The sequence below is a fragment of the Arenibacter latericius DSM 15913 genome, assembly GCF_000424985.1.
Classification (GTDB): domain Bacteria; phylum Bacteroidota; class Bacteroidia; order Flavobacteriales; family Flavobacteriaceae; genus Arenibacter; species Arenibacter latericius.
The window spans coordinates 1-26,481 of record NZ_AUKX01000032.1 but is presented as its reverse complement, the minus strand read 5'-3'; the positions used below and the strand labels follow the sequence as shown (position 1 = coordinate 26,481).

At 37.4% G+C, this 26,481-nt stretch carries 21 protein-coding genes and 1 tRNA gene; 9 read left to right on the top strand and 13 right to left on the bottom strand.

Features of this window, described 5'->3' with window-relative positions; genetic code table 11:
* Window positions 1–7: 7 nt before the first annotated feature.
* The 4 genes from H344_RS0110665 to H344_RS0110650 all read left to right on the top strand — a co-directional run bounded on the left by H344_RS0110665 (window position 8) and on the right by H344_RS0110650 (window position 2,377).
* Window positions 8–451 carry a hypothetical protein gene (locus H344_RS0110665; protein WP_026810315.1) on the top strand — a complete coding sequence of 148 codons (444 nt, stop codon included), beginning with the start codon at window positions 8–10 and terminating at the stop codon, window positions 449–451.
* A 14-nt stretch (window positions 452–465) separates the two neighbouring features.
* Window positions 466–1,095: an ExbD/TolR family protein gene (locus H344_RS0110660; protein ID WP_026810314.1), complete on the top strand. Its 630-nt coding sequence runs from the start codon at window positions 466–468 to the stop codon at window positions 1,093–1,095.
* A 21-nt stretch (window positions 1,096–1,116) separates the two neighbouring features.
* Entirely contained in the window at window positions 1,117–1,599 is a 483-nt protein-coding gene (locus H344_RS0110655; protein WP_026810313.1) for an ExbD/TolR family protein, read from the top strand.
* Window positions 1,600–1,687: 88 nt separating this feature from the next.
* Complete coding sequence (locus H344_RS0110650; protein ID WP_026810312.1) at window positions 1,688–2,377, top strand: porin family protein; 690 nt, start codon at window positions 1,688–1,690, stop codon at window positions 2,375–2,377.
* A 599-nt stretch (window positions 2,378–2,976) separates the two neighbouring features.
* Here H344_RS0110650 and rpoN read toward each other — a convergent pair.
* The 5 genes from rpoN to pyrH all read right to left on the bottom strand — a co-directional run bounded on the left by rpoN (window position 2,977) and on the right by pyrH (window position 9,986).
* Window positions 2,977–4,434, bottom strand: a complete 1,458-nt coding sequence (gene rpoN / locus H344_RS0110640) for an RNA polymerase factor sigma-54 (protein WP_026810310.1) — start codon at window positions 4,432–4,434, stop codon at window positions 2,977–2,979.
* A gap of 40 nt (window positions 4,435–4,474) precedes the next feature.
* Window positions 4,475–5,908 carry an asparagine--tRNA ligase gene (gene asnS, locus H344_RS0110635; RefSeq protein ID WP_026810309.1) on the bottom strand — a complete coding sequence of 478 codons (1,434 nt, stop codon included), beginning with the start codon at window positions 5,906–5,908 and terminating at the stop codon, window positions 4,475–4,477.
* 75 nt (window positions 5,909–5,983) lie between these two features.
* Entirely contained in the window at window positions 5,984–8,401 is a 2,418-nt protein-coding gene (locus H344_RS0110630) for an efflux RND transporter permease subunit (protein WP_026810308.1), read from the bottom strand.
* Between the two features lie 281 nt (window positions 8,402–8,682).
* Window positions 8,683–9,237 carry a ribosome recycling factor gene (frr, locus tag H344_RS0110625; RefSeq protein WP_026810307.1) on the bottom strand — a complete coding sequence of 185 codons (555 nt, stop codon included), beginning with the start codon at window positions 9,235–9,237 and terminating at the stop codon, window positions 8,683–8,685.
* A gap of 41 nt (window positions 9,238–9,278) precedes the next feature.
* Window positions 9,279–9,986: a UMP kinase gene (gene pyrH / locus H344_RS0110620; RefSeq protein WP_026810306.1), complete on the bottom strand. Its 708-nt coding sequence runs from the start codon at window positions 9,984–9,986 to the stop codon at window positions 9,279–9,281.
* 207 nt (window positions 9,987–10,193) lie between these two features.
* On the opposite strand from pyrH, the gene H344_RS0110615 reads away from it, so the two are divergent.
* Window positions 10,194–12,086 (top strand): M61 family metallopeptidase, encoded by a 1,893-nt coding sequence (locus H344_RS0110615; RefSeq protein WP_051254259.1) that lies wholly within the window; start codon window positions 10,194–10,196, stop codon window positions 12,084–12,086.
* 290 nt (window positions 12,087–12,376) lie between these two features.
* Here H344_RS0110615 and tsf read toward each other — a convergent pair whose 3' ends face one another.
* From tsf to H344_RS0110585, 6 genes are all read right to left on the bottom strand, one after another.
* Window positions 12,377–13,201, bottom strand: coding sequence for a translation elongation factor Ts (gene tsf, locus H344_RS0110610; protein ID WP_026810304.1), 825 nt, complete (start codon window positions 13,199–13,201; stop codon window positions 12,377–12,379).
* A gap of 96 nt (window positions 13,202–13,297) precedes the next feature.
* Window positions 13,298–14,335: a 30S ribosomal protein S2 gene (gene rpsB / locus H344_RS0110605; protein WP_026810303.1), complete on the bottom strand. Its 1,038-nt coding sequence runs from the start codon at window positions 14,333–14,335 to the stop codon at window positions 13,298–13,300.
* A 237-nt stretch (window positions 14,336–14,572) separates the two neighbouring features.
* On the bottom strand, window positions 14,573–14,959 hold the full coding sequence (gene rpsI, locus H344_RS0110600; protein WP_026810302.1) for a 30S ribosomal protein S9: 387 nt from the start codon (window positions 14,957–14,959) through the stop codon (window positions 14,573–14,575).
* Entirely contained in the window at window positions 14,959–15,414 is a 456-nt protein-coding gene (gene rplM / locus H344_RS0110595; protein WP_026810301.1) for a 50S ribosomal protein L13, read from the bottom strand. Before rplM ends, rpsI begins: the two co-directional genes overlap by 1 nt.
* A gap of 540 nt (window positions 15,415–15,954) precedes the next feature.
* On the bottom strand, window positions 15,955–18,801 hold the full coding sequence (gene polA / locus H344_RS0110590) for a DNA polymerase I (protein WP_026810300.1): 2,847 nt from the start codon (window positions 18,799–18,801) through the stop codon (window positions 15,955–15,957).
* A gap of 42 nt (window positions 18,802–18,843) precedes the next feature.
* Window positions 18,844–19,839, bottom strand: coding sequence for an isoaspartyl peptidase/L-asparaginase family protein (locus H344_RS0110585; RefSeq protein WP_026810299.1), 996 nt, complete (start codon window positions 19,837–19,839; stop codon window positions 18,844–18,846).
* A 42-nt stretch (window positions 19,840–19,881) separates the two neighbouring features.
* Between H344_RS0110585 and H344_RS0110580 the strand changes: the two genes are divergently transcribed.
* From H344_RS0110580 to H344_RS0110570, 3 genes are all read left to right on the top strand, one after another.
* On the top strand, window positions 19,882–20,607 hold the full coding sequence (locus tag H344_RS0110580) for a copper homeostasis protein CutC (RefSeq protein WP_026810298.1): 726 nt from the start codon (window positions 19,882–19,884) through the stop codon (window positions 20,605–20,607).
* Window positions 20,608–20,661: 54 nt separating this feature from the next.
* The gene (locus tag H344_RS0110575) at window positions 20,662–21,891 is read left to right on the top strand and encodes a metallophosphoesterase (RefSeq protein ID WP_026810297.1); all 1,230 of its coding nucleotides are present in this window, start codon (window positions 20,662–20,664) and stop codon (window positions 21,889–21,891) included.
* A gap of 91 nt (window positions 21,892–21,982) precedes the next feature.
* The gene (locus tag H344_RS0110570) at window positions 21,983–22,279 is read left to right on the top strand and encodes a thioredoxin family protein (RefSeq protein ID WP_026810296.1); all 297 of its coding nucleotides are present in this window, start codon (window positions 21,983–21,985) and stop codon (window positions 22,277–22,279) included.
* Between the two features lie 72 nt (window positions 22,280–22,351).
* Here H344_RS0110570 and H344_RS0110565 read toward each other — a convergent pair whose 3' ends face one another.
* Entirely contained in the window at window positions 22,352–25,684 is a 3,333-nt protein-coding gene (locus tag H344_RS0110565; RefSeq protein WP_026810295.1) for a glycosyltransferase family 117 protein, read from the bottom strand.
* 287 nt (window positions 25,685–25,971) lie between these two features.
* On the opposite strand from H344_RS0110565, the gene H344_RS0110560 reads away from it, so the two are divergent.
* Window positions 25,972–26,043: transfer RNA gene (locus tag H344_RS0110560), tRNA-Gln, on the top strand.
* Between the two features lie 155 nt (window positions 26,044–26,198).
* Here H344_RS0110560 and H344_RS21425 read toward each other — a convergent pair.
* The coding region (locus H344_RS21425) for a transposase (protein WP_240484970.1) at window positions 26,199–26,481 on the bottom strand (283 nt) is incomplete at its 5' end.

Below are 26,481 nucleotides of genomic sequence, written 5' to 3'. Positions count from 1 at the left end.
AAGTATCATGCATAAAATAGTTAAAATAATATTAGTTATACTCGGTGTAGTAGGAGCCATATTATGGTTCCAGTTACCCAGTTCAGATGTTCCGGCGACGGAAGCGATTAACAATAGTTCGATGAACTTCATGTTCATTATCACTTACGCGCTATTGGGAATTGCAGTAGTTGCTACAGTCCTTTTCGGATTGATGAACCTTATAACCTCTAAAGGAGGATTAAAGAAAGCCTTGTTTGCTGTAGTTGGACTCTTGATTGTTGTTGTTGTTTCTTACGCAATGGCCAGTGGTACAGATGTAAACTTGGATGAAATGGCTAGAAAAGGTGTGCCTACTACCGAAGATACGGTGAAGGCTATCGGAACCGGTTTAAACGTGTTCTTCCTTTTGACAATAATAGCTGTTGCAGCCATGATGTTTTCTGGCGTTAAGAAAATGATCAGTAAATAATTAAATAAAATATTATGTCAAAAAGAGGAGCACCACCAGAAGTAAATGCAGGTTCTATGGCAGACATTGCGTTCTTATTGCTTATCTTTTTTCTAGTGACTACCACTATTGAGACGGATGCAGGATTGGATCGTATGTTGCCACCAATAGAGCCACCAGAGCAAGATGTTATTATTAAGCAAAAGAATATCTTCCAGGTTAATATTAACCGTGAAGGACAATTGTTAGTCGATGAGGAATTGGTAAATATCACTGACCTCAGAGCTAAAGCCATTGCGTTTTTAGATAATGGGGGAGCACCTTCCGGTAGTGATGATTTTTGTAACTACTGTAAGGGAGCTAGAGATGCTTCTTCATCGGATAGCCCATCCAAGGCGATTATATCTCTGAAGAATGATAGAGAGACTAAATACTCTACCTACATTACGGTACAAAACGAATTGGTTGGAGCTTATAATGAGCTAAGAAACCGTGAAGCCCAGCGCTTGTACAAGACGAACTTTACGGATATGGAAGCTGAATATCTTAATCCTGAAACCCCTTCTGACGTGAAGGACGAATTAAAGGAGAAGGTAAAGAGAATTCAGGATTTGTTTCCAATGAAGTTGTCTGAGGCAGAAACCGCATCAGCTTCAATTAATTAATGGTTAAAAAACAGAATTACTATGTCAAAATTTAACAAGAAAAAGGACGCTGCTGTACCTGCTGTGAACACAGCATCCTTGCCAGATATTGTTTTTATGCTCTTGTTCTTTTTTATGACAGTTACCGTAATGAAAGATAGTACCTTAAAGGTAGAAAACACCCTGCCTAACGCTACTGAAATCAAAAAACTGGAGAAAAAGGATAGGGTAATTTATATCTATGTGGGGAAGCCTACCAGAGAGTATGAGAAGGTTTATGGAACTGAATCAAAAATTCAATTGAACGATAAGTTCGCTGATGCTTCTGAAGTAGGAGATTACATTTTAATGGAGAGAGCTAAAAAGCCTCAAGAATTACAAAATGTATTGACCACATCACTTAAAGTGGATAAAGATGCCAATATGGGTATCATTTCAGATATTAAACAAGAACTTAGAAAAGTAAATGCCTTAAAAGTGAACTACACCACCTATGAAGGTGATGCGTTCCGGAACTTACAATAGTTAGTAAAAAGGATTAGAGAAATAAACCGCTTCAAATGCACGCATTTGAAGCGGTTTTTTTATGTTTAATTAATTACCTTTATTCCATATGAAGGGAAGCTTAATTTTATTGTTTTTGCTAATCAGCTTCGGGATATCTGCCCAGGAAGTTGTCTTATATGATCAGGAGGATAGGAAATATTTAGAAGATCAGTTTTATGCTGGTGTAACCTATAATTTTCTAAGAAACTTACCTGAAGATGTAGAGCAGAGAAACCTATCTTACGGTCTTCAAGGTGGGTTTATAAAGGATATTCCAGTAAACTGGGATAGAACCTTCGGATTGGGAATAGGGCTGGGCTACGCCATTAATTCTTATTATTCTAATGTACGTGCCAATAAGGTTAATTCTGGTATAGAATATGAATTGCTTGATGGGACTACCTCCTATAAGAGGAACAAAATAGAAACTCACGTAATTGAAATGCCACTACAAATTAGATGGCGAAATTCTACTCCGGAAGAATATAAATTTTGGCGAGTGTATGCCGGGATGAAATTTGGATATGTAATTGGAGGTCGATCTAAATTTGTGGATAATACTGCTAAGATTGGGTTTAGTAACTCAGACATTAGAGATTTTCACTATGGTTTAACTCTAAACATTGGGTTTAATACCTTTAATATACATAGCTATTATTCTCTAACCTCTTTATTTAAAGAAGGGGTGGCGCTGCCTTCGGGGACGCCCTTAGATTTACAACCATTGCAAATAGGACTCATCTTTTATATTTTATAGCCAAAATTTAATGGTAAATAGCTGAGTGCATATACCCAATAAAAAGCCTATAAGGACTTCTGCTTTCCTTTTTGGGTTTAGGTATAGTCTAGATGTTGCTAATAGCCCTGAGAGAAACGTAATGATGCTTAGAGGAACTATTAGGTTCTTTTCATAATGTATGCTTAGGTGTATTAAGAACATGAGTATGCTACCCATCCCTAATAAATGTAAACTACATTTAAACTTTAAGAATAACAATAGTAGTGCGCATAATAGTGCTGCAATTAACCCCATGAAATAGAAGTGTAATTCTATAGTGAAATCATAAGGGGTGATTCTAAATAATACAAGCAGTAGTAGAGCTAATATTAGGTATATAGAGTATTTTCTATGTTGGAAGTTAGGTAATTTTAATGTACTGGTTATAGCTAAGTTTTGAAATATTAAATAGACGATTACAGGAATTATTACCGTTAGGATAAAAATAGGGGTAATAATGCTGCTCTGCGTCTCAAAAGGGCTATGTTTAGGTGTAATTAGGAAATAGGCCAAAGTCCCTGCAAATGGAATGTAAAGTGGGTGTAGTACGTAAGATATTATTAGATAGAGGATCCTCATTAAATTTCTTTACGAAGTCGCGCTACCGGTATGTCTAATTGTTCCCTGTATTTAGCCACTGTTCTACGTGCTATGGGGTATCCTTTTTCCTTTAATATTTTTGCCAGCTTATCATCGGTGTAAGGTTTCTTTTTAGGTTCGTCGGTAATTACCATTTCTAGGATCTTTTTTATTTCTCTTGTAGAAACATCCTCTCCTTGCTCATTTTTCATAGACTCTGAGAAAAAATCCTTAATTAATTTGGTGCCATAAGGTGTGTCTACATACTTGCTATTGGCTACACGAGATACCGTAGAGACGTCCATATCTATAGCATCGGCAATATCCTTCAAAATCATTGGGCGTAGATTACGCTCATCTCCAGTAAGGAAATATTCCTTTTGGTAGTGCATAATCTCATTCATGGTAACAAACAAGGTTTGCTGGCGTTGCCTTATAGCATCTATAAACCATTTTGCGGAGTCTAGCTTTTGCTTAATAAACATTACCGTATCCTTCTGTGACTTGGATTTTTCTTTGGAATGTTTATAGCCTTCTAGCATATTGCTGTACTCCCTAGAAACATGTAATTCAGGAGCATTTCTCCCATTTAAACTCAATTCTAGCTCACCTTCTACAATTCGAATGGTGTAGTCTGGAACAACATGCTCTGCAATTCTGTTGTTACCAGAATAGGAGCCTCCTGGTTTAGGATTAAGACGTTCTATTTCGGTAATAGCATCCTTTAATTGCTCTTCAGTAATATTGTGTTTTTGGATTAATCTTTGGTAGTGTTTTTTTGAAAACTGTTCAAAAGATTTCTCCAGCAACTCAATGGCTAACTCTATACTAGCGGTAGCTTCCTTTCTTTTTAGTTGAATGAGAAGACATTCTTCTAAAGACCTGGCGCCTACTCCGGCAGGATCTAGACTTTGTACAATGCGTAATACCTTTTCTATAGTCTTTTCGTCTGTATATACGTTTTGCGTAAAGGCCAAGTCGTCCATAATATCCTCTAAAGGCCTTCTTATGTATCCACTTTCGTCTACACTACCAACCAAAAAATTGGCAATAGACCACTCCTCTTCGTCTAGATATGCGGTGTTTAGTTGATTTAGTAAATATTGATTAAAGGAAATTCCTGCCGCATAGGGCACGTGCTTTTCCTCGTCGTCCTGACTATAGTTACTGGCTTGCGTTCTATAGTCAGGAACCTCGTCATCACTTAAATATTCATCAATATTGATGTCTTCTGCACTTATGCTTTCACTATCTGTTTCGTTATCGTACAGATCGTCAAACTCATCTTGATCGGTCTCTATCTCATCTTTTCCAGTTTCAAGGGCTGGATTTTCCTCTAACTCCTGTTTTAAGCGTTGTTCAAATGCCTGCGTAGGCAATTGAATTAACTTCATCAACTGGATTTGTTGAGGAGATAATTTCTGCGATAATTTAAATTGTAGATGTTGTTTAAGCATAATGGGTTGTAATCTTTCTTATAAAGTTAAAGAATATAGATTAGAACTCTGCATTCTGCGGTGTTCTAGGGAAAGGGATGACATCTCTAATGTTACCCATTCCTGTGGTAAATAGTACCAAACGCTCAAAACCAAGACCAAATCCACTGTGGGTTGCGGTACCAAATTTTCTTAACTCTAAATACCACCAAAGTTCTTCTTCGCTTATGTTAAGTGCTTTTATTTTATCCTTTAATACGTCTAAACGCTCTTCTCGCTGTGATCCACCAACAATCTCACCAATACCAGGGAATAAAACATCCATAGCTCTTACAGTTTTGCCGTCTTCGTTTAAACGCATGTAGAATGCCTTAATTTGTGCGGGGTAATCAAAGAGAATTACAGGGCATTTAAAATGCTTCTCTACTAAATAGCGTTCGTGCTCACTCTGTAAGTCGGCGCCCCACTCATCTATTAAGTAGTTAAATTTCTTCTTTTTATTAGGTTTGCTGTTTCTTAAAATTTCTATTGCCTCGGTATAAGATACCCTTTTAAAGGTGTTTTCTGATACAAATTTTAGCTTCTCTATAAGAGGCATCTCGCTTCGTTCAGCTTTAGGCTTACTTTTCTCCTCATCTAAAAGACGCTGCTGTAAAAATTCTAAGTCGTCCTTGCAGTTTACTAAAGCATAGTTGATTATTTCTTTGATGAAATCTTCTGCCAAATCCATATTGGCATCCAAATCGTTAAAAGCAACCTCAGGCTCAATCATCCAGAATTCAGATAAATGTCTAGAAGTATTAGAGTTCTCTGCTCTAAAAGTAGGGCCAAAGGTGTATATCTTACCTAATCCCATAGCGTATGCCTCTCCTTCTAACTGTCCGGAAACGGTTAAATGGGTTTCCTTTCCAAAGAAATCTTCACTGTAATCTACTTTACCATCTTCGGTTAGGGGGGTATCTGTCATATCTAAGGTAGATACGCGGAACATCTCTCCAGCTCCTTCAGCATCAGAACCTGTAATAATTGGGGTGTGCACATAGTGAAAACCGTTCTTTTGAAAGTACTGGTGTATTGCAAAAGACAAAGCAGAGCGTACTCGCATGATTGCAGCAAAAGTATTGGTGCGCACTCTTAAATGTGCTTTAGATCGCAAGAACTCGAGGGAGTGTTTTTTGGGTTGTATAGGATAAGTGTCTGGATCTGCGCCACCGTGTACAGCAATTTCCTTTACTTGTATTTCTACATTCTGTCCTTTACCCTGACTTTCTACTAAGGTACCCGATATTTTTAATGCGGCACCAGTATTTATTTGCTTTAGAATTTTATCATCAAATTCCTCAAAATCTACAACACATTGTATGTTATTTATTGTAGATCCGTCATTAAGGGCAATAAACCTGTTGCTTCTATAGGACCTTACCCAGCCATTAATAACTACATCCTTATGTAGGAGATCTGTTGAAAGTAATTCTTTTACGCTATATGTGTTCATACTAGTTGCTTGTGATTTAAGTGGCAAAGATAGCCAATTTGCATATTATGAATGGATCCTATAGGACCATTATTTTTATTTTGAGTCTTCTTCTATTTCTTCTTTAGAAGCGTTTAAATCTTCTTTTGGAAGGATGTCTATTTGTGGTTCTTTTAATACCTCTTTATTGGCAATACTTCTCTCTAAAGAAAGCAATAGGGAGGGCAAAAGGATAAGGTTGGCTAACATGGCAAATAAAAGGGTCGCAGATACCAAAGACCCTAGAGCAACCGTTCCTCCAAAATTAGAAATAACAAAAACCGAGAACCCGAAGAATAATACTATGGAGGTGTAGAACATGCTTACACCAGTTTCTCTTAATGCGGCATAGACCGATTTTTTTATTTTCCACTTATTGGCAATGAGCTCCTGCCGGTATTTTGCTAAAAAATGGATGGTGTCATCCACAGAAATACCAAAGGCTATACTGAAAACTAAGATAGTAGATGGTTTAATCGGGACTCCCGCAAACCCCATAACTCCAGCGGTAACTATCAATGGTAACAAATTAGGTATAAGTGATATTATTACCATTCGGAAAGAGCGGAATAGGTAAGCCATAAATAGTGCAATTAGTCCAATTGCTAAACTTAGGGATAGTATAAGGTTTTTAACTAGGTATTTAGTTCCTTTTAAAAATAAAAGGGCGCTCCCTGTCATGTTTACTTTAAATCTATCGGCAGGGAAAATTTTATCGATATGTTTCTGAAGGGTGCCTTCAATTTCCTCCATTTTTTCGGTATTCACATCCTTCATATAGGTTGTAATCCTTGTTACTTGACCTGTACTGTCTACAAAACTTTTAAGGAGGTCGCCATTGTCTGATGACTTCCGGGCAACATCCATTATAAAAGTGTTTTCTTGGGAGGTGGGCAGTTGATAGTATTTTGGAATTCCATTATAGAACGCCTGCTTAGAATATTTTACCAGATCCACAACTGAAATAGGCCTAGATAGCTCAGGGATATCAACAATATGATTTCCTAGCTCGTCCATTTTCTTAAGGTTGTTAGGTCTTAAAACACCTCTAGGTCTTTTTGTGTCTACTACAATTTCTACTGGCATAATACCATCAAACTCTTCCTCAAAAAACCTTATGTCTTTAAAGAATTGCTCTTTTTTGGGCATGTCCTCAATAGGACTTCCTGAAATTTCAATTTGATAAATACCAATGATGCTAGTTACTAGCAAAATTATGGATACACTATAGACTGCTATTCTACGTTCTCTTACAATTCTTTCCATCCAATTCACAAAGGTCTCTATCCATTTGGTGTTTAGATGTTTAAGATGTTTGTTTTTTGGAAGAGGCATAAAGCTGTAGATAATCGGTATAATCAGTAGGGAAAGCACAAAAATCCCTAGAATATTTATAGAAGCTACAATACCAAATTCCTTTAAAAGTTTACTATCGGTAATAATAAAGGTGGCAAAACCCGAAGCGGTAGTGACATTCGTCATGAGGGTAGCATTTCCAATTTTAGAAATAACCCTTTGTAGAGAAAGGGCTTGGTTGCCGTGTTTTTTTACTTCCTGCTGGTATTTATTAATTAGGAAAATACAGTTAGGTATTCCAATTACAATAATCAATGGTGGGATAAGCGCGGTTAGAACTGTTATTTCGTATTGCAAAAGGCCTAAAATTCCAAATGCCCACATTACCCCGATAATCACCACTAACATGGAAATAACAGTGGCTCTAACACTTCTAAAGAAGAGAAAGAAAATAAAGGAGGTAACTCCTAATGCTGCTAAGATAAACTTCCCTATTTCATCTATAATATTTTGGGAATTCATTGTTCGGATATAGGGCATTCCAGAGACCCTTACATCTAAACCCGTCTCTTTTTCAAAATTTTTGATTAATGTGGTGAAATCCCCTAATATAAAATCTTTACGTACAGAAGTGTTTACAATGTCTTTGTCCATGTAAACAACAGTACGAATAGTCTGTGTTTCTTTATTGTAAATTAAATTATCGTAAAAAGGTAAGTTGTTAAATAGATGGTTAGTAATGCTGTCTATCTCCGCTTTTGTTTGTGGGATATCTTTAATAAGGGGCTGCATTACAAAGGTCTGTTTAACTGAATCCTTCACTAGTTCTTGAAGGTTGTCCGTAGATAAAACAAAATCTATTTCTGGGAAGGCTTCTATTTGCTTACTTAATCTATTCCATCGATTAAAATTTTCTGGCGTAAAGAGGGAGCTATCTTTAATTGCTAGTACCATCACATTGCCTTCCTCTCCAAATTTCTTTAAGAAATCAAGATACTCTAGGTTAACCGGATGGTGGTCTGGTAAGAGATTGGCTTGAGAATTAGAAAATTGCATCTTATCCCATTGTAGGCCCATAAAAATGGTTATCAAAGCCAATAATAAAAGGATAAGGATTCTGTTTCTAAGTATAATTCTTGCGGTTTTTGCCCAAAAACCTTGTGTTAGCTTTGCAACCATGTAGTAGATACTTCGTTTATCACTTAGCCCATAGGGGCAAAAAAATCATTTCTGCAAGAAACTCCGCTTGGATAATAGCTCTACGCGGAATTTAAATTACATGGGCGCAAAGGTAGAGAATGATTGCTTTTGTTCCTAGGATGCTGAGTCAAAAATGAGAAAGACTATAGATGTGGGTCTTGTTAGGGGAAATGTAAGATCAGCTGGCCTATATAGGTAAGTGTATTCACTAAACAAAAAAAGCGACCTAGGGTCGCTTTTTTGCTATTTGTTGTCAGAAATTATATAGTCATTATTTCTGCTTCTTTACGCTCTAACACGTCATCAATTTTTTTGATGTATTTATCGGTTAATGCTTGTACGTCTGTTTCAGCAGTTTTTATCAGGTCTTCGGAGAGGTCTAAGTTTCTGATGTCTTTGTTTGCTTCTTGCCTAGCATTTCGAATACCGATTTTAGCTTCTTCAGCTTCAGCCTTAGCTTGTTTTACTAGTGTTTTTCTTCGCTCTTCTGTAAGAGGTGGTACGTTGATGATTACAACATCGCCATTATTCATGGGGTTAAAGCCCAAATTTGCATTCATAATAGCTTTTTCAATCTCCTGGAGCATGTTTTTTTCCCATGGTTGAACAGAAATGGTTCTGGCATCAGGGGTGCTTACATTTGCTACCTGTGATAAAGGGGTAGAGGAACCATAGTATTCTACCATTACACTAGAAAGCATTACGGGGCTAGCTTTTCCGGCTCTGATCTTTACGAACATGCGTACTAAGTGATCCATAGCTTTATCCATTCCTTCTTTGGCGGTGTCCAGTATAAATTTAATATCCTCGTTCATATGCTAAATGTTAGTTAGATGTAATTCAAAAATTATTAGAACTATAAGTTTACAACGGTTCCTATGTTTTCTCCTGAAACCAATTTAACAAGGTTTCCTTTTTTGTTCATGTCAAAAACTACAATAGGTAATTCATTTTCTTGACTAAGGGTGAATGCTGTTGTATCCATTACCTTCAACCCTTTTGTAAGGACGTCCTTAAATGTGATGGTGTCAAACTTAGTAGCAGTTTCGTCTTTTTCTGGATCAGAGGTGTAAATTCCATCTACACGAGTTCCTTTAAGAATTACATTGGCCTCTATTTCTATGGCGCGTAAAACCGCAGCGGAGTCTGTAGTGAAATAGGGATTCCCAGTACCGCCTCCAAAAATAACTACTCTACCTTTTTCTAAGTGACGCATTGCTCTTCTTCTAATAAAGGGCTCGGCAACCTCATTTATTTGCACGGCAGATTGCAGTCTAGTTTGTACTCCTTTTAATTCTAAAGCGCTTTGTAGCGCTAGTCCGTTGATAACCGTTGCTAACATACCCATGTGGTCTGCTTGCACTCTATCCATTCCCTGGCTGGCTCCTGCTAGACCTCTAAAAATATTACCGCCACCAATTACAATAGCTACCTCAGTGCCTTTATCTACCACTTCTTTAATCTCTTCGGCATATTCAGATAACCGTTTTGGGTCAATGCCGTATTGATTTTCTCCCATCAAGGCTTCACCACTGAGTTTTAATAGTATTCTTTTGTATTGCATGTTGCTTTAATTAATTCAAAGCAAAAATAATCAAAATTATTTATGAAGCAGACTGGAAAACCATGATTCGTCTTTTCTATATGCTTTGCTTTGAAGAGTTGGAGTGGAATTTATTTTTTAATCTAGATTTTTTATTGGAATTTCATTTTTTCTTCGCCTATACGCATACTATATTGCTAAGGCTAATTAACTATAACAATTTGTAATATGGTTCATAAATTAAAGAATATTAAAAACAGTTTCTTAATGGGATTGGTTGCTGTATTAATTTACAGTTGTGGCTCCGCAAAATTAACACCCGCTTCTAGTCTGGGTCCTGTTATCGTAGAGATGGATTTAGTAAATGTGGTAGACGATAAAGTGATGGTCACGATAGATCCAGCCCCGTTTTCATCGGACAAAACTACTTTCTATATTCCTAAAATTGTTCCTGGAACCTATAGTTTGGATAATTATGGTAGGTATATTGAAGGATTTAAGGCCTTAGATTATAAGGGTAAGGAATTGCCATTTGAGCGGGTAGATGATAACACATGGCATATTAGCAATGCTCAGGAGTTAGATAAAGTGTCTTATTGGGTAAACGATACTTATGATACAGAATCTGAAGTTGAGGAAGTGATATTCTCTCCGGCTGGGACTAATATTTTGGAAGGGGAGAATTTTATGTTGAATCTGCATGGGTTTGTAGGGTATTTTAAGGATTTGAAGGAAGTGTCTTATAGCTTGCAAATTTCTGCTCCAGAAGGACTAGAGTCCGTTACTACTTTAAATAGAGGAACTGTAAATGTCAATAAACCAGATGTGGAAGTCTTTGAAGCAAATCGCTATTTTGAGGTAATAGACAATCCTATTTTATATGCAAAACCCAATACGGAAACTTTTTTGGTTAATGATATTAAGGTGACCCTAAGTGTATATTCTCCTAATGGCGTGTATACTGCCTCTAGTCTTAAGGAAAGTATGGAGAAAATGATGGAGGGACAGAAAAACTTTTTGGGAGATATTAATAGTACAAAACACTACGCCATTTTGTTATACCTTTCTACTATGGAAGATAAGGACGCCGGTGGTTATGGGGCGTTGGAGCACCACACTTCTACAGTGGTGGTTTTGCCAGAGGGGATGCCTAAAGACCGATTAGAGGAGGCGCTTATAGATATTGTTTCTCACGAGTTCTTTCATATCGTCACTCCCTTGAGTGTGCATTCCGAAGAAATACGGAATTTTGATTTTAATGATCCTAAAATGTCGCAGCATTTATGGATGTATGAAGGAACTACTGAATATTTCGCTAATCTTTTTCAAATTCAACAAGGGCTTATTTCGGAGGAGGAGTTTTATAAGCGATTAATGGATAAGGTGGCAAATTCTAGCGCTTTTGATGATGAGATGTCTTTGACAGAATTAAGTAAAAACGTCTTAATTGAGCCTTATAAGGATAACTTCGTTAATATCTATGAGAAGGGGGCTTTGGTAAATATGGCATTGGATATTAGACTTAGAGAGTTGAGTGGTGGGGAAAAAGGTGTGCTTTGGTTGATGAAAGAGCTCTCTAAAAAGTACGGTGAGCATAGGCCTTTCCAAGATGATAAATTAATAGATGAAATTGTAGGATTGACTTATCCTGAAATACGCGAATTTTTTAACGCTCATGTTGTTGGAAATACGCCTTTAGATTATGAGAAGTTTTGGAATAAAGTAGGACTACATGTGGTTTCAGAAATGCAGCCAACAGGATATTTCTTTAATGGGGAGATCCCGATGATCGATGTAAATGCCAAAAACCCTAATGAGGTATTTGTACGAGAGGGGATTGTTCTGAGTTCATTTTTTAAGAATCTTGGAATTCAAGGGGGTGATATCTTAAAAAATATTGATGGTACTGAAATTACTTTAGAAAGTATAAGGCCCATTATTGGACAAAGTTTTGGTTGGACACCAGAAAAGGAAATTAATCTTGTGGTTGTAAGGGATGGTGAAGAGATTGAGGTAAGTGGGCAAGTAGGTAGGCCTACTATTGAAGTGAAAAAGTTAGTGCCTGTAGAAGGGTTAACAGGTGAACAGCAAGCGCTGAGGACTTCGTGGCTTAAGGGATAGTTAAATTAAATTAATCTGTTTTAAAGGTGCTATATCATATAGCGCCTTTTTTATTATTATAGATGGCAATATATTACTAGAGGGTATATCGAATTAGGAAATCGCTTGTCGGTATGGTGTCTAATATCAAATTTTTGGAACTAAAATTTATATAGCTGTTAGTTTCCTTAGAAAAGGACCTGCTCTAATATTTAGAGATAGTTTTAATAGGTTCCTTGGTTGGGGTAGGGGAATAAAAAAACCCGCTTTTTTTTAAAAAAAGCGGGTCGTATAATTTGGGTTATTAGAGATTACCCTAAAGCAACTCTTTCAAAACCGGTAACTTCTAAGTTAGCATCAAGAGTTTTTACGTATTGAGCAACAGATTGTTTGTTGTCTTTAATAAAATCTTGATTAACTAAAGTATTGTCTTTGAAGAAACGCTTAATTTTTCCTTTAGCGATATTGTCTAACATGGCTTCTGGCTTTCCTTCTTGACGTAATTGATCTTTAGCGATTTCAATTTCTTTATCGATAACGCTTTGGTCAACACCATCTTCATTAAGGGCTACTGGGTTCATCGCAGCAGCTTGCATCGCTACATCTTTAGCAACAACATCAGCACCTTCAACAGCAGCTGAAAGTCCAACTAAAGTAGCTATTTTGTTTCCAGCGTGGATATAAGAACCAATGAATGGAGCAGAAAGTCGGTTAAAACTACCTATTTCTATTTTTTCACCAATTACTCCAGTTTGCTCAGTAAGTTTTTCCTGAACAGTTACTCCGTTGAAATCTGCATTTAAGAAATCTTCTTTAGAGTCGAAGTTCAATGCTAGGTCAGCTAAATCGTTAGCAAGGGTTACGAAAGTATCGTTCTTGGCAACAAAATCAGTCTCACAGTTCAAGGAAATAATAACACCTGAAGTATTATCAGCATTTACTTTTGCAATAGCAGCACCTTCGGTAGACTCTCTGTCAGCTCTTTTTGCAGCTACTTTCTGTCCTTTTTTACGAAGAATTTCAATTGCTTTGTCAAAATCTCCTTCAGCTTCAACTAGTGCCTTTTTGCAATCCATCATGCCTGCACCTGTTGTTTTTCTTAACTTATTTACCTCTGCGGCGGTAATTTTTGCCATTTTATTTTTGAATTAAATCTCCCTAAACAGGATCATTAGATAGATCCTGTTATAGGGTAGGGTTAAATTGATATTCAGTTATAGATAAAAGAGGGATTATTCTATTCCTCCTTTAACGCTGTCTTGCCATTCTTTTAGCTCATCCCATTTACCATCGGCAGCCATTTTAGCTTGTTTTGCCCATGATCCAGGATTTTTAGAAGCATATGCAGGTCCAGCTTCTGTAAGGATAGCCGTTAGGTCTTCCTCAGATTTAGCAGCTAGATCGGCAAAAGTTTTAATACCAGCTTCTTGGAAAATTTCAGCTATTTTAGGACCAATACCTTCTACTTTGGTAAGATCATCAGCAGATTTTGGAGCTTCAGTAGTTTCCTTAGCTGGAGCTGCTTTTTTAGCTTTTGGCTTAGCATCTTCCTTGCCTTCTTTTCCAGATTGCTTTTCAGCTTTACGCTCTGCAAGACCCTCTGCAATTGCAGAAGTTACAGACTCCATAATAATGTTAATGGACTTAGAAGCATCATCATTAGATGGAACGATAAAATCGATCTCTCTTGGGTCTGAATTGGTATCTACCATTGCAAAAACTGGAATGTTAAGCTTTTTAGCTTCTTTTACTGCAATGTGCTCACGCATAGTATCTACAACAAAGATTGCTGCAGGAAGACGTGTCATTTCAGAAATAGATCCTAAGTTCTTTTCTAATTTAGAACGTAAACGGTCTACTTGCAAACGCTCTTTTTTAGAAAGAGTGTTGAAAGTTCCGTCTTTCTTCATTCTATCAATAGTAGCCATTTTCTTGACTGCTTTACGAATAGTAACGAAGTTTGTTAACATACCACCTGGCCATCTTTCTGTGATGTAAGGCATATTAACATTTGTTGCTTTTTCTGCAACTATATCTTTAGCTTGTTTTTTGGTAGCTACAAAAAGAATTTTTCTACCGGATGCTGCAATTTTTTTAAGAGCCTCATTGGTCTCATCTAGTTTTGCAACAGTTTTATAAAGGTTGATAACGTGGATTCCATTACGCTCCATGTAGATGTAGGGCGCCATGTTAGGGTTCCATTTTCTGGTAAGGTGACCAAAATGAACACCTGCCTCTAGAAGGTCTTTTACTTCAATTTTATTTGCCATTTAATTTCTTAGTTTACGTTCCTTTGAATTAGCAATATTAAAGTGGTACCCAAATATGGGAGCCTTTAATATTTAGATGCTAAACTAATTTCCCGTTGCTTGGGTCAGGGGCTACCTGAGCCAAGTCTCCAAACAAGTTGGATCGGTATTTTTTAATTGCCCTCTATAAGAAGGCTTCCAATGAACAATTTGTAATAATTCCGAACTGCTGACAGTATCGGTTTTGATAATGTAATATTAACGTTTAGAGAACTGGAATTTCTTACGAGCTTTCTTCTGACCAAATTTCTTACGCTCAACCATTCTTGGATCTCTAGTTAAAAGACCTTCTGGCTTAAGAGTTAATCTGTGCTCTGCATCTAATTCGCATAATGCTCTAGACAATGCTAAACGAATCGCTTCTGCCTGTCCTGTTGTTCCACCACCAAATACATTTACGTTTACATCAAAACTGTCTACGTTGTCAGTTAAAGTAAATGGCTGATTTACTTTGTACTGTAATGTTTTAGTAGGAAAATAGCTGTTCAAATCCTTGTCGTTGATAGTGATGTTACCACTTCCTTGAGAAAGATAGACTCTAGCCACCGCTGTTTTCCTTCTACCGATTTTATGAATTATTTCCATTACCTTAGGTCGTTTAAGTTAATTGCTTTTGGTTTTTGCGCTTCCTGATTGTGGTCTGCTCCAGCATATACCTTCAGATTTCTGAAAAGCGCAGCACCTAATTTGTTCTTAGGTAGCATTCCTTTTACAGATTTCTCGATAATACGGGCTGGGTCTTTAGACAACATCTCTTTAGCTGATGTAAACCTCTGACCTCCTGGGTAGCCGGTGTAGCGAATGTAGGTTTTTGAATCCCACTTCTTGCCTGACAAGTTGATTTTTTCTGCATTGATAATAACAACATTATCTCCGCAATCAACATGTGGCGTAAAACTAGGCTTGTACTTCCCTCTAAGTAACATCGCTACCTTAGAAGCAAGACGGCCTAATGTTTCTCCTTCAGCATCAACTAGTAACCATTCTTTGTCAACGGTTGCCTTATTGGCCGAAATCGTCTTGTAGCTTAATGTATCCACACTAATATATTTATTTATTAAACACTAAAATCCCGTTTAACGGGCTGCAAATGTACAATTATTAAGTTGAATTACAAATGCTTGCTTATTATTATTTTGTAGATTTTAATTTTTTGTAAGTAATATCTGTATCTAGTAGATTCTTTATTGATAAAGAAGGTGTTCTTTTTATAATCATAAATGATAGATCTACCTAGTTTCTATACCATATTATATAATGGTGTAAGTAGTGGTTTTGGAGGTGAATTATTTTAAATGCTTTACTGTGGTTAAATATATAAAGAAAGAATTTTTTTAGGTAGAATTTAATACCTAATTATATCGTTTTTTTTAAGAACTGAGCTTTTATTAGTTTTAAGCTTATTTGATTGTAATAGTTTTTAATTTAAAAGCTCTTGCCATGGTAGGTTGCTTTAAATTTAAGTCTAGCTTAAAGAGAAAAGAACCTCATAGACTAATTAGCTATGAGGTTCTTTGTTTATTTTATGATGTGCTTTGTCATCGTAGGCATGTTGTTCTTTGCCCTATTTATATTTTATGTTAATGAGCTTCTAGCCAGTTTTTTCCTGTGCCTAGTTCAACTTCTAGGGGTACAGATAATTTATGGGCATTTTCCATTTCTGTTTTTATCATGGTTTTTATCGCTTCCATTTCTGGATTGTAGACATCAAATACCAATTCATCATGTACCTGGAGGAGCATTTTACTTTTATAATTCTCTTCCACTAGTTTTTTGTGAATATTGATCATGGCAATTTTAATAATATCTGCAGCACTTCCCTGTATGGGGGCGTTTACAGCATTTCTTTCCGCAGCACCCCTTACTATGGCATTGCTTCCATTTATATCTTTTAAGTATCTGCGCCTTCCTAGTACCGTTTGAACATATCCGTTTTCGCGTGCAAAATTGATCTGCTCACTTATGTAATTTCGTAATTTAGGATAGGTCTTATAATAGGTGTCGATAAGGTCTTTTGCCTCTGAACGAGATAGGTCGGTCTGATTGCTTAGTCCAAAAGCAGATACCCCATATATAATTCCGAAATTCACGGTTTTGGCATTGCTTCTTTGTTCTCTGGTTACCTCCTCTAAAGGCACGTTGAATACTTTGGAGGCGGTGGAAGCGTGAATGTCCTCTCCGTTTTTAAATGCCTCAATCATGGTGGTTTCCTGACTTAGTGCTGCAATGATGCGCAGTTCTATTTGGGAGTAATCTGCCGCCAATAAGGTGTATTCTTCATTTCTTGGTACAAAGGCCTTTCTAACCTGTCTACCTCGTTCCGTACGGATGGGAATATTTTGCAGGTTGGGGTTATTGCTACTTAAGCGCCCTGTTGCAGCCACAGTTTGCATATAATCTGTATGTATTCTGTTTGTGCTTTCTTCTATTTGTAGTGGAAGTGCATCAATATAGGTGCTTTTAAGTTTGCTGAGTCCTCTGTAGTCCAACACATATTGGATAATTTCATGATCCTTTGCTAAGGTGGAAAGCACTTCTTCTGCAGTAGAATATTGACCTGTTTTGGTTTTTTTAGGTTTGTTGACTAGTTTAAGCTTGTCAAATAAAATGTCTCCCAATTGTTTTGGAGAGGCAATATTGAATTCTTCTCCTGCTTCCTTATATATTTTTGTTTCTAGTACCTTTATATCGTTGTCTAGGTCTTTGGCTAGAGAATTTAAAAAAGCTTCGTCAAGATTGATGCCTTCTAATTCCATGTCGGCCAATACTTTTAGCAGTGGAATTTCAATATCATTAAAAAGCTCCTCTGTTTTAGCATCTTTTAGTTCTGGCCTAAAATGCTGTGCTAATTGAAAGGTGATGTCGGCATCCTCAACAGCATATTCAGTTTGTTTTTCTAAAGGTACCTCTCTCATGGATAGTTGGTTTTTTCCTTTTTTTCCAATGAGCTCGGTAATGGAGACGGGAGTGTAATTTAAATAGGTCTCTGCCAAGACATCCATATTGTGTCGCATATCTGGATTAATTAGATAATGAGCTAACATAGTGTCGAAGCATTTTCCTTTAATAGTAATCCCATATTTATGTAATACTTTAATGTCGTATTTGAGATTTTGACCGATTTTCTCGATCTCTTCTGCTTCAAAAAAAGGTCTTAGGTGTTCTATTAGTTCCTGTGCTTCAGATCTATCTTCTGGAAAAGGAATGTAAAAGCCCTTACCAGCTTCCCAACTAAATGCAATTCCAACTAATTCTGCGGTAAGCGGATTTAGACCAGTAGTTTCTGTATCAAAACAAACCGAAGTCTGCTTTATTAGATTTTTCAGGAAAAGCTTCATGGCCATACCTGGGAGTACACTTTGGTAAACGTGTGGAGTATTTTCTATAGTTGTTCTGCTAGAGAATTCTTCTATAGTGCCTCCGGTATTATCACTACTCCCGCCAAATAGGGAAAATTGACCGCTTCCGGCCACTGCTGATTCCTTTTTTGGGGTATTCTCCTTCTTCTCTTTTTCTGAGGGGGAGTTCTCTTCAGAAGCTTCTGTGGAAAAGAGTTTTATGAATTGATCTTTTAGTCTTCTAAATTCTAGTTCTTCAAAAAGTTCTTGGACCTTGTCACCATCGGGCATGATAAGTTCAAAATCGGTGGCGTTAAAGGTAACATCACAATCTGTATGAATGGTAGCTAGTTTCTTAGAGAGTAATCCCAATTCTGCATTCTCTATAACTCTTTCCTTCATTTTGCCTTTTAGCTTATCGGTATTTGCTAAGAGGTTTTCCATAGAGCCAAATTCTGCAATGAATTTTTTTGCAGTTTTATCTCCTACCCCGGGGAGTCCTGGGATGTTGTCACTAGCATCTCCCATCATCCCCAAGTAATCTATCACCTGCTCTGGATATTCTACACCAAAACGCTTTTGTATCTCTGGGATACCCCATATTTCTATTCCATTTCCCATTCTGGCTGGACGGTACATAAAAATATTTTCGGAAACCAACTGTCCAAAATCTTTATCTGGAGTAACCATATATACCTTGTAGTCTTCTTTTTCGGCTTGTTTTGCTAGGGTTCCTATAATATCATCGGCTTCCCATCCTTCTAATTCTATCACTGGGATATGCATAGCTTTTAGGATTTCTTGAATATAGGGTACGGCAATTTTTATAGCATCTGGGGTAGCATCCCTATTGGCTTTGTACTCAGGAAATAAATCTGAGCGCTCTACGCTGCCCCCTTTGTCAAAACACACGGCCAAGTGATCTGGCTTTTCTCTTCTTATTACGTCTAATAGAGAATTCATAAACCCCATAATTGCAGAGGTGTCCATTCCCTTGGAGTTTATTCTTGGGTTTTTAATTAGGGCGTAATATCCTCTAAAAATTAAGGCGTAAGCATCTAATAGAAAAAGTCTTTTTTGTTCTGCCATTTTATTGGTTTGTTTCCGAAGTGAAATTATAATGATTAATGATTACCCCTTTAAAAAGGATTCTGCGGGGTTGTTAATATGCCCTTCTTCGGAGTAAGTGCGATAAGTAAATCCAGGATGGATGCAATAGCCACCTGTTTCCCCTTTTTTATTGATAGCGATAAAACCGATTTGAAAATCTTCACGGTCTTTGTTTTTTTTCATAATTCGTTTTACCCCTTCTTCACAGGCTTCTTGTGGTGATTTTCCTTGACGCATTAATTCTACGATTAAAAAACTACCTACTGTTCTAACTACTTCTTCTCCAACTCCGGTAGCAGTAGCGCCACCAACTTCATTGTCTACAAATAGCCCTGCACCAATAATGGGGGAGTCGCCTACACGACCTGCCATTTTATAAGCCATTCCGCTAGTTGTACATGCTCCGGCAATATCCCCGTCTTTGTCAATAGCTAGCATTCCAATGGTGTCGTGATTTTCTATGTTTATAATGGTTTCATATTGGGAGTCTTTCTTCCATTCTAACCACTCTTTTTTAGCTTTTTCGGTAAGTAGATTGGTTTTTTTAAAACCTTGCTCATAGGCAAATTGTTCTGCTCCTTTCCCTACTAGCATCACATGGGGGGTCTCTTCCATTACTTTTCTAGCCACACTAATTGGATGTGCTATGTTTTCCATGCATAGTACCGCCCCGCAATTGGCGTCTTTGTCCATAATGCATGCGTCTAGGGTAACGCGTCCATCTCTATCTGGTCTTCCTCCATTACCTACCGTTTCGTTGTTAAGATCTGCTTCCTCTACCATTACTCCTTGTTCTACGGCATCTAATGATGATCCGCCTTTTTCTAACACTTCCCATGCTTTTGCGGTGGCATTCATGAAATTCCAAGTGCAAATAGCAATAGGTTTAATTGTTTTATTGCTGTCGGTGCCCGCAGTTTTTTGTTTCGGGTTCTCCTGACAAGAGGCTAGGAAGGGAACAGAAATCATACCCGCTGTAGTAAGGGTAGAGTTTTTGAGGAAGTTTCTTCTTTTCATTGGATTTTGTTACTTATTTTTAAGGTCCTAAATATAAGAAATATGATTGTAGAAGTATGCGCCAATTCCTTAGAATCTGCTTTAAACGCCCAAAAAGCTGGTGCTGACCGAATTGAACTGTGTGCAGAACTCGGAGTGGGAGGGGTAACCCCGTCCTATGGCCTGTTAAAAGCGATAAGAAAGTATATCACTATTCCCGTAAATGTACTAATAAGACCTAGAAGTGGTGATTTTACTTATACGGAAAGGGAGTTCGAAATAATGAAGCACGATATTGAAATGTGTAAAGAGTTAGGATTTAACGGTATTGTTTCTGGAGTGTTGTTGTCGGACTTTTCCTTGGATGTGGAGCGGACAAAAGAGTTGGTTGAGCTTTCTAAACCACTTTATTTTACTTTTCATAGAGCTATAGATTGGGTGAAAGACCCTATTGCTACTTTAAAGCAGTTAGAAAGGTTTGGGGTAGATGCCATTCTAAGTAGTGGACAACAGAAATCATCTGTTGAAGGCATGAATCAGTTGTTGGAGCTTCACAATAATACGGATCGAATTGTTATTATGCCTGGGGGTGGAATACGAGATACCAACGTGCATCAGTTTAAAGAAAATGGGTTTGGAGCAGTCCACTTATCAGGAATCCGTTTTCATAAGACTTTGGAAGAGGTTCCAGAAATTCCTATGAGTACCCCTAGTTTTTTAAGAGATAATGAGGTGGGAGTAAGTAATTTAGAGGTGTTGAAAAATGTAATGCGTGTAGTTAAAGAATAGGTAAAAGAAAGGTGTAGTGGTTGGAAACCAATATCTTTGAGTAAAAATTACTCTATGTTAAGATGGATTATATTTGTTATTCTATATGTTACACTGGGAATCTATACTCTTCAGGCGCTAAGAACGGTAACTAGGTTTCCTGTAGTGTATTATGGGTATATGCTCCTTTCTCTTTTGGTGTTGGGGAATTTTATTTATCAGTTTACGGTAGGAGATAACTCGGGCAGAGTGCTAAATGTTCCAAAGAGTTATGCATTTGGGTTCTTGTTGGCCATGCTTTCCTTTAAAGCTATTACTATTATTTTCCTTTTTTCAGAGGATATTTTCCGATTGCTTTCTGGGCTTTATTTAAAAATAAATGGAACCCCAAAAGTTTTTAATTTACCAGAGCGAAGACGCTTTTTAAGTATGTTGGCACTTGGAATTGCAGCCTTGCCTTTCTCTTCTCTTCTCTATGGGATGTATAAGGGTAAGTACAATTTTAAGGTGTTAAAATATCAATTGGAATTTGAGGATTTACCAGATAGTTTTGATGGTTATCAGATATCTCAGATTTCCGATTTGCACTGTGGTAGTTTCGATAGTAGGAAGAAAATAGAATATGGGGTAGATCTTATTAATAAGCAAAACAGTGATCTTTTGTTATTTACTGGGGATATGGTTAATAATAAGGCTGAAGAAATGCTGCCTTGGAAAGACCTTATAGCCTCTCTTAAGGCGAAAGATGGAAAATATTCTGTTTTAGGGAATCATGACTATGGGGATTATGTAGAATGGGATTCCGAAGAACTAAAAAGTAATAACTTGGAAGAGCTTAAGGATTTTCAGCGAGAAATGGGGTTTCATCTATTGCTAAATGAAAGTAGGTACCTTACAAAAGGAGACGATAAAATAGCTCTGGTTGGGGTAGAAAATTGGGGTAGGGGAGGCTTTAAAAAAGCAGGTGACCTTAATAAAGCAACTGAAAATATTAAAGAGAAGGATTTTAAAATTTTAATGAGTCATGATCCTTCACATTGGGAGGATGAAGTGCTGAAGCATCCTTATCATTACCATCTTACTTTAAGCGGGCATACTCATGGGATGCAATTTGGAATAGAGATTCCTGGTTGGGTAAAATGGAGTCCGGCAAAATGGCGATATAAATATTGGGCTGGAGTATATGAGGAAATGGGGCAATTGATTAATGTGAATCGTGGTTTTGGTTTTCTAGGATATCCGGGGAGGGTTGGTATTTGGCCAGAGATTACTGTGATTACCTTAAAAAAGAAGGCCATATCCTAAAATAGATAGGGTGTATAAATACTATTGCAGTGCTGCCGATGGTATTCTGACATTTTTTCTTATTTTTGAATTATAACTCAATGAAAACTATATGTCGAAGTTTGGAGAATTAATTGACGTTAGCGGTCCGGTCTTGCTGGAGTTTTACGCTGAATGGAATGAGCAGTCTATCTTAATGCAACCGGTATTGAGGGATGTTGCTGCAGCGCTAGGGAATAAGGGAAAGGTGATAAAAATAGACGTGGATAAGAATAAAGAGCTATCTCAGGCGCTTAGAGTTAATGGGCTTCCAACCTTAATGATTTATAAAAAGGGAGAAATGGTGTGGCGTCAGAGTGGTGAGCAAGATGCTAATACGCTTATTGGAATCTTAAATGAATACATCTAATTCTTATTTTAATTTTAAATAGAGCATAAAAAAACCGGGAATTAACTTCCCGGTTTTTTTATGTTCTATCTTTTAATCAAAAGCTGGTATGCTGTCTAGTTCTTGTTCTGGAATAACGTCCATGGAACTAGAGTCTGTTTCCTTTGGATCATCGGAAGGAGGTAACAGGTCTTCAACAGAGTCGTCTCTATAAAAGCGGTCAAACTTAGCTATATATTCATTAAAGGTAGTAGTCTCCTTTTCTGCTAGATCTTTGTCTCTGTTAGTGATTAGTATGTCTATATTTCTACTGTAACCTTCCAAATCAGCTATAATGTCGTCTAAAAATAAACGTTGCTGTTCAAAAGGAAGTCCGGCGTAATAATCTAGTCGTTCCCTATAAATAGTCCTTAGTTTATTGTAAAGCTCTCGTGCCTTTTGGGTTTCGCCTACTTTATAATAGCCGTCTACAAAAGGTTCTACAAATGCATAATATCCAAAGTGCTCCACGGGCATATTTTCCATGGCGATATTAATAATGTCTTTGGCTTTTTCTATCTTATTTTCCTGAATTAAGGTCTCGGTTAATCGAGCTAAATTACCACGGAAAGACAAAGACTGGGTACGGGTTTGAACGTCGTGATAGATGTCTGAGCTGCCCGAGTTGCCCCATTCCCATTTTGTTACAATATCGTACATTAAGTCAGAATCTATCCTTCCCATTTCATAGCTATTTCTATTCTGGGTTTTTATAGGAACTAACTTATATGCCAATCCATCAAGCTGTAAGTAGTCCTTCATCCAAATATATTCGGCTGGATCAAAACTTCCGCCAGAGAAATATATAGGACGCTTCCAATCGTTGTTAGCGATAATGTCTAGCATTAAGATCCTGTTTTTAGGCAGGGCGCTTTTTGGAAGGTCAATATCTATGTAATCTACAATAAGAGCAGAGTCTTTGGGTTTAACAAGACCGCTTTCCAAAACGTTCTTCTTGTTCACTGGAATTCTAATCTTGTTGGTGGGGTAAAACACAACATCTAGGTTGTTTTCAGAATACTGACTTAGGTCGGCGCCTTGTCGCTGAAGTATGCTCTTGAACTTTGTTTCATCCCTATCACTACCAATATAATTCATGAAATCCTTAATATTCCATCGGTTCTCCGATAAGCCGTGGTAGTAAATAGCATCTCTAGTTCCAAATCTATACTGCTCATGAGTAAGTTGAGATGGGATGGGTTCGCTCTCATAGGCCTGCATTTTCATTTGGTCTATGTACCAGTCTGTAGCAAAAAGACTAGTATTTACCACGCGAACATCGGTTCGGTATCCTTCTATTTCCTGTACGTACCATAGTGGGAAGGTGTCATTATCTCCAATAGTAAACAGAATGGCACCAGCATCTTCCTGTGTAGAGGATAAGTAGGCCATTGCAGTGGTTTTTGCAGTGTATCGATTAGATCGATCGTGATCATCCCAGTTTTGGACTGCCATAACTGTTGGTACTGCTAATAAGCAGACCATAGTAATTGCTGGAGCCAGAATTTTTGGGCTCAGAAGCTTTCTAAATTCCTCAAAAAGTCCGTATACGCCAAGTCCAATCCATATGGCAAATATATAGAACGATCCCACAAGGGAATAGTCACGCTCCCTGGGTTGAAAGATACCAGGGTTGGTATAAAATTGGATGGCCAGGCCGGTAAACATAAAGAATACAAATAGTACCCAAAATTGCTTTCGGTTTTTACTGATTTGAAATACAAGACCGATAATACCTAAAAGCAAGGGTAGAAAAAAGTAGGTATTTCTTCCTTTGTTATTTTTAATGTCGCTAGGTAAGTTGTTTTGATCTCCTAGTCTAACGCTGTCTACAAAGTTAATGCCGCTTAGCCAGTTTCCATGGTTGTCATATCTCCCTTGTATGTCGTCTTGTTTTCCTACGAAATTCCACATAAAATAACGCCAGTACATATAATTGAACTGAAACTTGAACATATAGCTAAGGTTCTGCATCAATGTAGGAGGTATAACGTCTATGTATTCGCTAAATTCCCTTAGGAATCGTATGTATTGACTAGTATCTATTTCGCCTCTAGCATAGCCTTCTCTAAATTGGTCTACAGCTGCCTTTAGTTCGCTGTTGCCTAGGTAGCTAGATTTAATTCTAAAATCTAGCGGATAAAAATACTTCATGTAATTCTCCGCATTTTGATCGCTCCATAAACGAGGAAGTAATCCAACATGGTCCGGGTTGGGGCCTTGAAGTGCATTTTTGTATTTGTTTACAATAATATATTTTCCTGTAGCTAGGTCTTTTTCGTACTTGGGTTTTTCGTCTATTTCCTCACCTGGGGAAGCAAAACCATTGGAGTAGTAGGCACCGTAAATGGGGCTATCAACACCGGGATATTGCTCTCTGTTATAATATGCTAAAAGTGATCTAGCATCAGAAGGATCGTTTTCGTTAATCACCACATGAGCATTGGCTCTAATAGGGAGCATTAGCCATGAAGAGAATCCTAGGAATAAAAACATTAGGCAAAGCACTATAGTGTTTGCGCTAGTGTAATTGTTTTTTCTAGTATATCGTAAGGCAAAATAAAAAGCAGCAATGAATATAAGGCCCATTATTATAGTGCCCGAATTGAATGGTAGGCCAATAGTGTTGATGAAAAACACCTCGCTCCATCCAAAAAGCTTTAATACATAGGTAAGGGAGAACTTATAAACTAGTAATAATATAACTACTGCTACAATATTAGCTAATAGAAAGTTCTTTATAGTAGTAGTCTTATAGGTCTTAAAATAGTATAATAATGCAATAGAAGGAATAGCTAGGAATCCCATAAATTGTATTCCGAAGGTAAGTCCAACTACAAAAGAAATTAGAATTATCCACTTATGGCCTCTAGGGTTGTGAAGGTCATCTACCCATTTAAGCCCAAGCCATAGGAGTAGTGCCATAATTAAACTGGCCATAGCGTACACTTCGGTCTCTACAGCATTAAACCAAAAACTATCGGAAAACGTGAAGGCTAAGGAGCCTACTAGTCCACTGCCTAAAATTGCTATAGCCTTACTATTGGTAAGTTCTTCTTTTTTATCGATAAGTTTCTTGGTAAGATTGGTAATGGTCCAGAACATAAATAGGATAGTGAAGGCGCTAGAAAAGGCCGAAACCATGTTTACCATTCTTGCTACTTGATCTGCTTCCAAGGCAAACATGGCGAAAAATGCTCCTATAATCTGGAAAAGAGGGGCTCCTGGTGGATGCCCTACTTGTAACTTTGCCGAAGTAGATATGTATTCCCCTGCATCCCAATAGCTAGCAGTGGGTTCTAGGGTAAGTGTGTAGACTATTAGGGCTATAAAAAAAACAAACCATCCTGTGATGGTGTCCCATTTTTTAAAGTTTGTTGAAAACATTTGGTTCGCTGTTTGAGAAAAAGGCGAATTTAAGAATTAAATAAGATATATGGATATAAATTCAAAAACCTTTAACATGTGTATCCTACTATCGTTCTGATGGATGTAGTACTGTTCTAGATAAAAAGTAGTGGGTCTTTTAAGGGGGATTATTGATGGGTTAAGAGAGGTTTAGGTAGATCATTTCTGGGGGGTGAAAAAGAATTTTAAACTTTTTTGAAAAAATGATGTAAAATAATTTGTGGAAGTGAAACTTTGTTCTAAATTTGCACGCTCAAATAAGGCACTGGCCTATGGTGTAATTGGCAACACAGCTGGTTTTGGTCCAGTCGTTCTAGGTTCGAGTCCTAGTAGGCCAACAAGTAAACCCTCTGATTTCATTGAAGTCAGAGGGTTTTTCTTTTCTGTAGTATTTTGTTGAGTGTATTCTCGGTAGTGTGCTTTTTAGGATCAAGTCAAAAAGTTGTGGGATTAAGGATTTAGGATCAAGTCAAAAAGTTGTGGGATTAAGGATTTAAGCAAAAATAGTTGTCAGCCTATATAAGAAGAATTCTACGTTCCTGACACCCCTGAACTGTGCCCTAAATGCTTTTATCTTGGCATTGAATGATTCTGCCGAGGCGTTGGTGCTTCTGTTGTCAAAGTAGTTCAGGATATTTTGATAATGGATCGACATTGTCCTGGATATGGTGCTGAAGCTTTTGAAGCTGGCCTGCCTCACTTTTTCGTCCCATTTCGCTAATCTTATGAGTGCCGAGGTTTTGTCTTTTGTATTGTTGAATATCCAAGATAGATTC

What these genes read in the sequence shown, in the direction of transcription:
- H344_RS0110660 (WP_026810314.1), top strand. Translation starts at nt 466, where the DNA reads ATGTCAAAAAGAGGAGCACCACCAGAAGTAAATGCAGGTTCTATGGCA.
- polA (WP_026810300.1), bottom strand. Translation starts at nt 18,801, where the DNA reads ATGGCAGAACAAAAAAGACTTTTTCTATTAGATGCTTACGCCTTAATT.
- H344_RS0110665 (WP_026810315.1), top strand. Translation starts at nt 8, where the DNA reads ATGCATAAAATAGTTAAAATAATATTAGTTATACTCGGTGTAGTAGGA.
- frr (WP_026810307.1), bottom strand. Translation starts at nt 9,237, where the DNA reads ATGAACGAGGATATTAAATTTATACTGGACACCGCCAAAGAAGGAATG.
- pyrH (WP_026810306.1), bottom strand. Translation starts at nt 9,986, where the DNA reads ATGCAATACAAAAGAATACTATTAAAACTCAGTGGTGAAGCCTTGATG.
- H344_RS0110565 (WP_026810295.1), bottom strand. Translation starts at nt 25,684, where the DNA reads ATGTTTTCAACAAACTTTAAAAAATGGGACACCATCACAGGATGGTTT.
- H344_RS0110630 (WP_026810308.1), bottom strand. Translation starts at nt 8,401, where the DNA reads ATGGTTGCAAAGCTAACACAAGGTTTTTGGGCAAAAACCGCAAGAATT.
- rpsB (WP_026810303.1), bottom strand. Translation starts at nt 14,335, where the DNA reads ATGGCAAATAAAATTGAAGTAAAAGACCTTCTAGAGGCAGGTGTTCAT.
- tsf (WP_026810304.1), bottom strand. Translation starts at nt 13,201, where the DNA reads ATGGCAAAAATTACCGCCGCAGAGGTAAATAAGTTAAGAAAAACAACA.
- H344_RS0110655 (WP_026810313.1), top strand. Translation starts at nt 1,117, where the DNA reads ATGTCAAAATTTAACAAGAAAAAGGACGCTGCTGTACCTGCTGTGAAC.
- H344_RS0110650 (WP_026810312.1), top strand. Translation starts at nt 1,688, where the DNA reads ATGAAGGGAAGCTTAATTTTATTGTTTTTGCTAATCAGCTTCGGGATA.
- asnS (WP_026810309.1), bottom strand. Translation starts at nt 5,908, where the DNA reads ATGAACACATATAGCGTAAAAGAATTACTTTCAACAGATCTCCTACAT.
- H344_RS0110580 (WP_026810298.1), top strand. Translation starts at nt 19,882, where the DNA reads ATGATTGTAGAAGTATGCGCCAATTCCTTAGAATCTGCTTTAAACGCC.
- H344_RS0110585 (WP_026810299.1), bottom strand. Translation starts at nt 19,839, where the DNA reads ATGAAAAGAAGAAACTTCCTCAAAAACTCTACCCTTACTACAGCGGGT.
- H344_RS0110570 (WP_026810296.1), top strand. Translation starts at nt 21,983, where the DNA reads ATGTCGAAGTTTGGAGAATTAATTGACGTTAGCGGTCCGGTCTTGCTG.
- rpoN (WP_026810310.1), bottom strand. Translation starts at nt 4,434, where the DNA reads ATGCTTAAACAACATCTACAATTTAAATTATCGCAGAAATTATCTCCT.
- rpsI (WP_026810302.1), bottom strand. Translation starts at nt 14,959, where the DNA reads ATGGAAATAATTCATAAAATCGGTAGAAGGAAAACAGCGGTGGCTAGA.
- H344_RS0110615 (WP_051254259.1), top strand. Translation starts at nt 10,194, where the DNA reads ATGGTTCATAAATTAAAGAATATTAAAAACAGTTTCTTAATGGGATTG.
- H344_RS0110575 (WP_026810297.1), top strand. Translation starts at nt 20,662, where the DNA reads ATGTTAAGATGGATTATATTTGTTATTCTATATGTTACACTGGGAATC.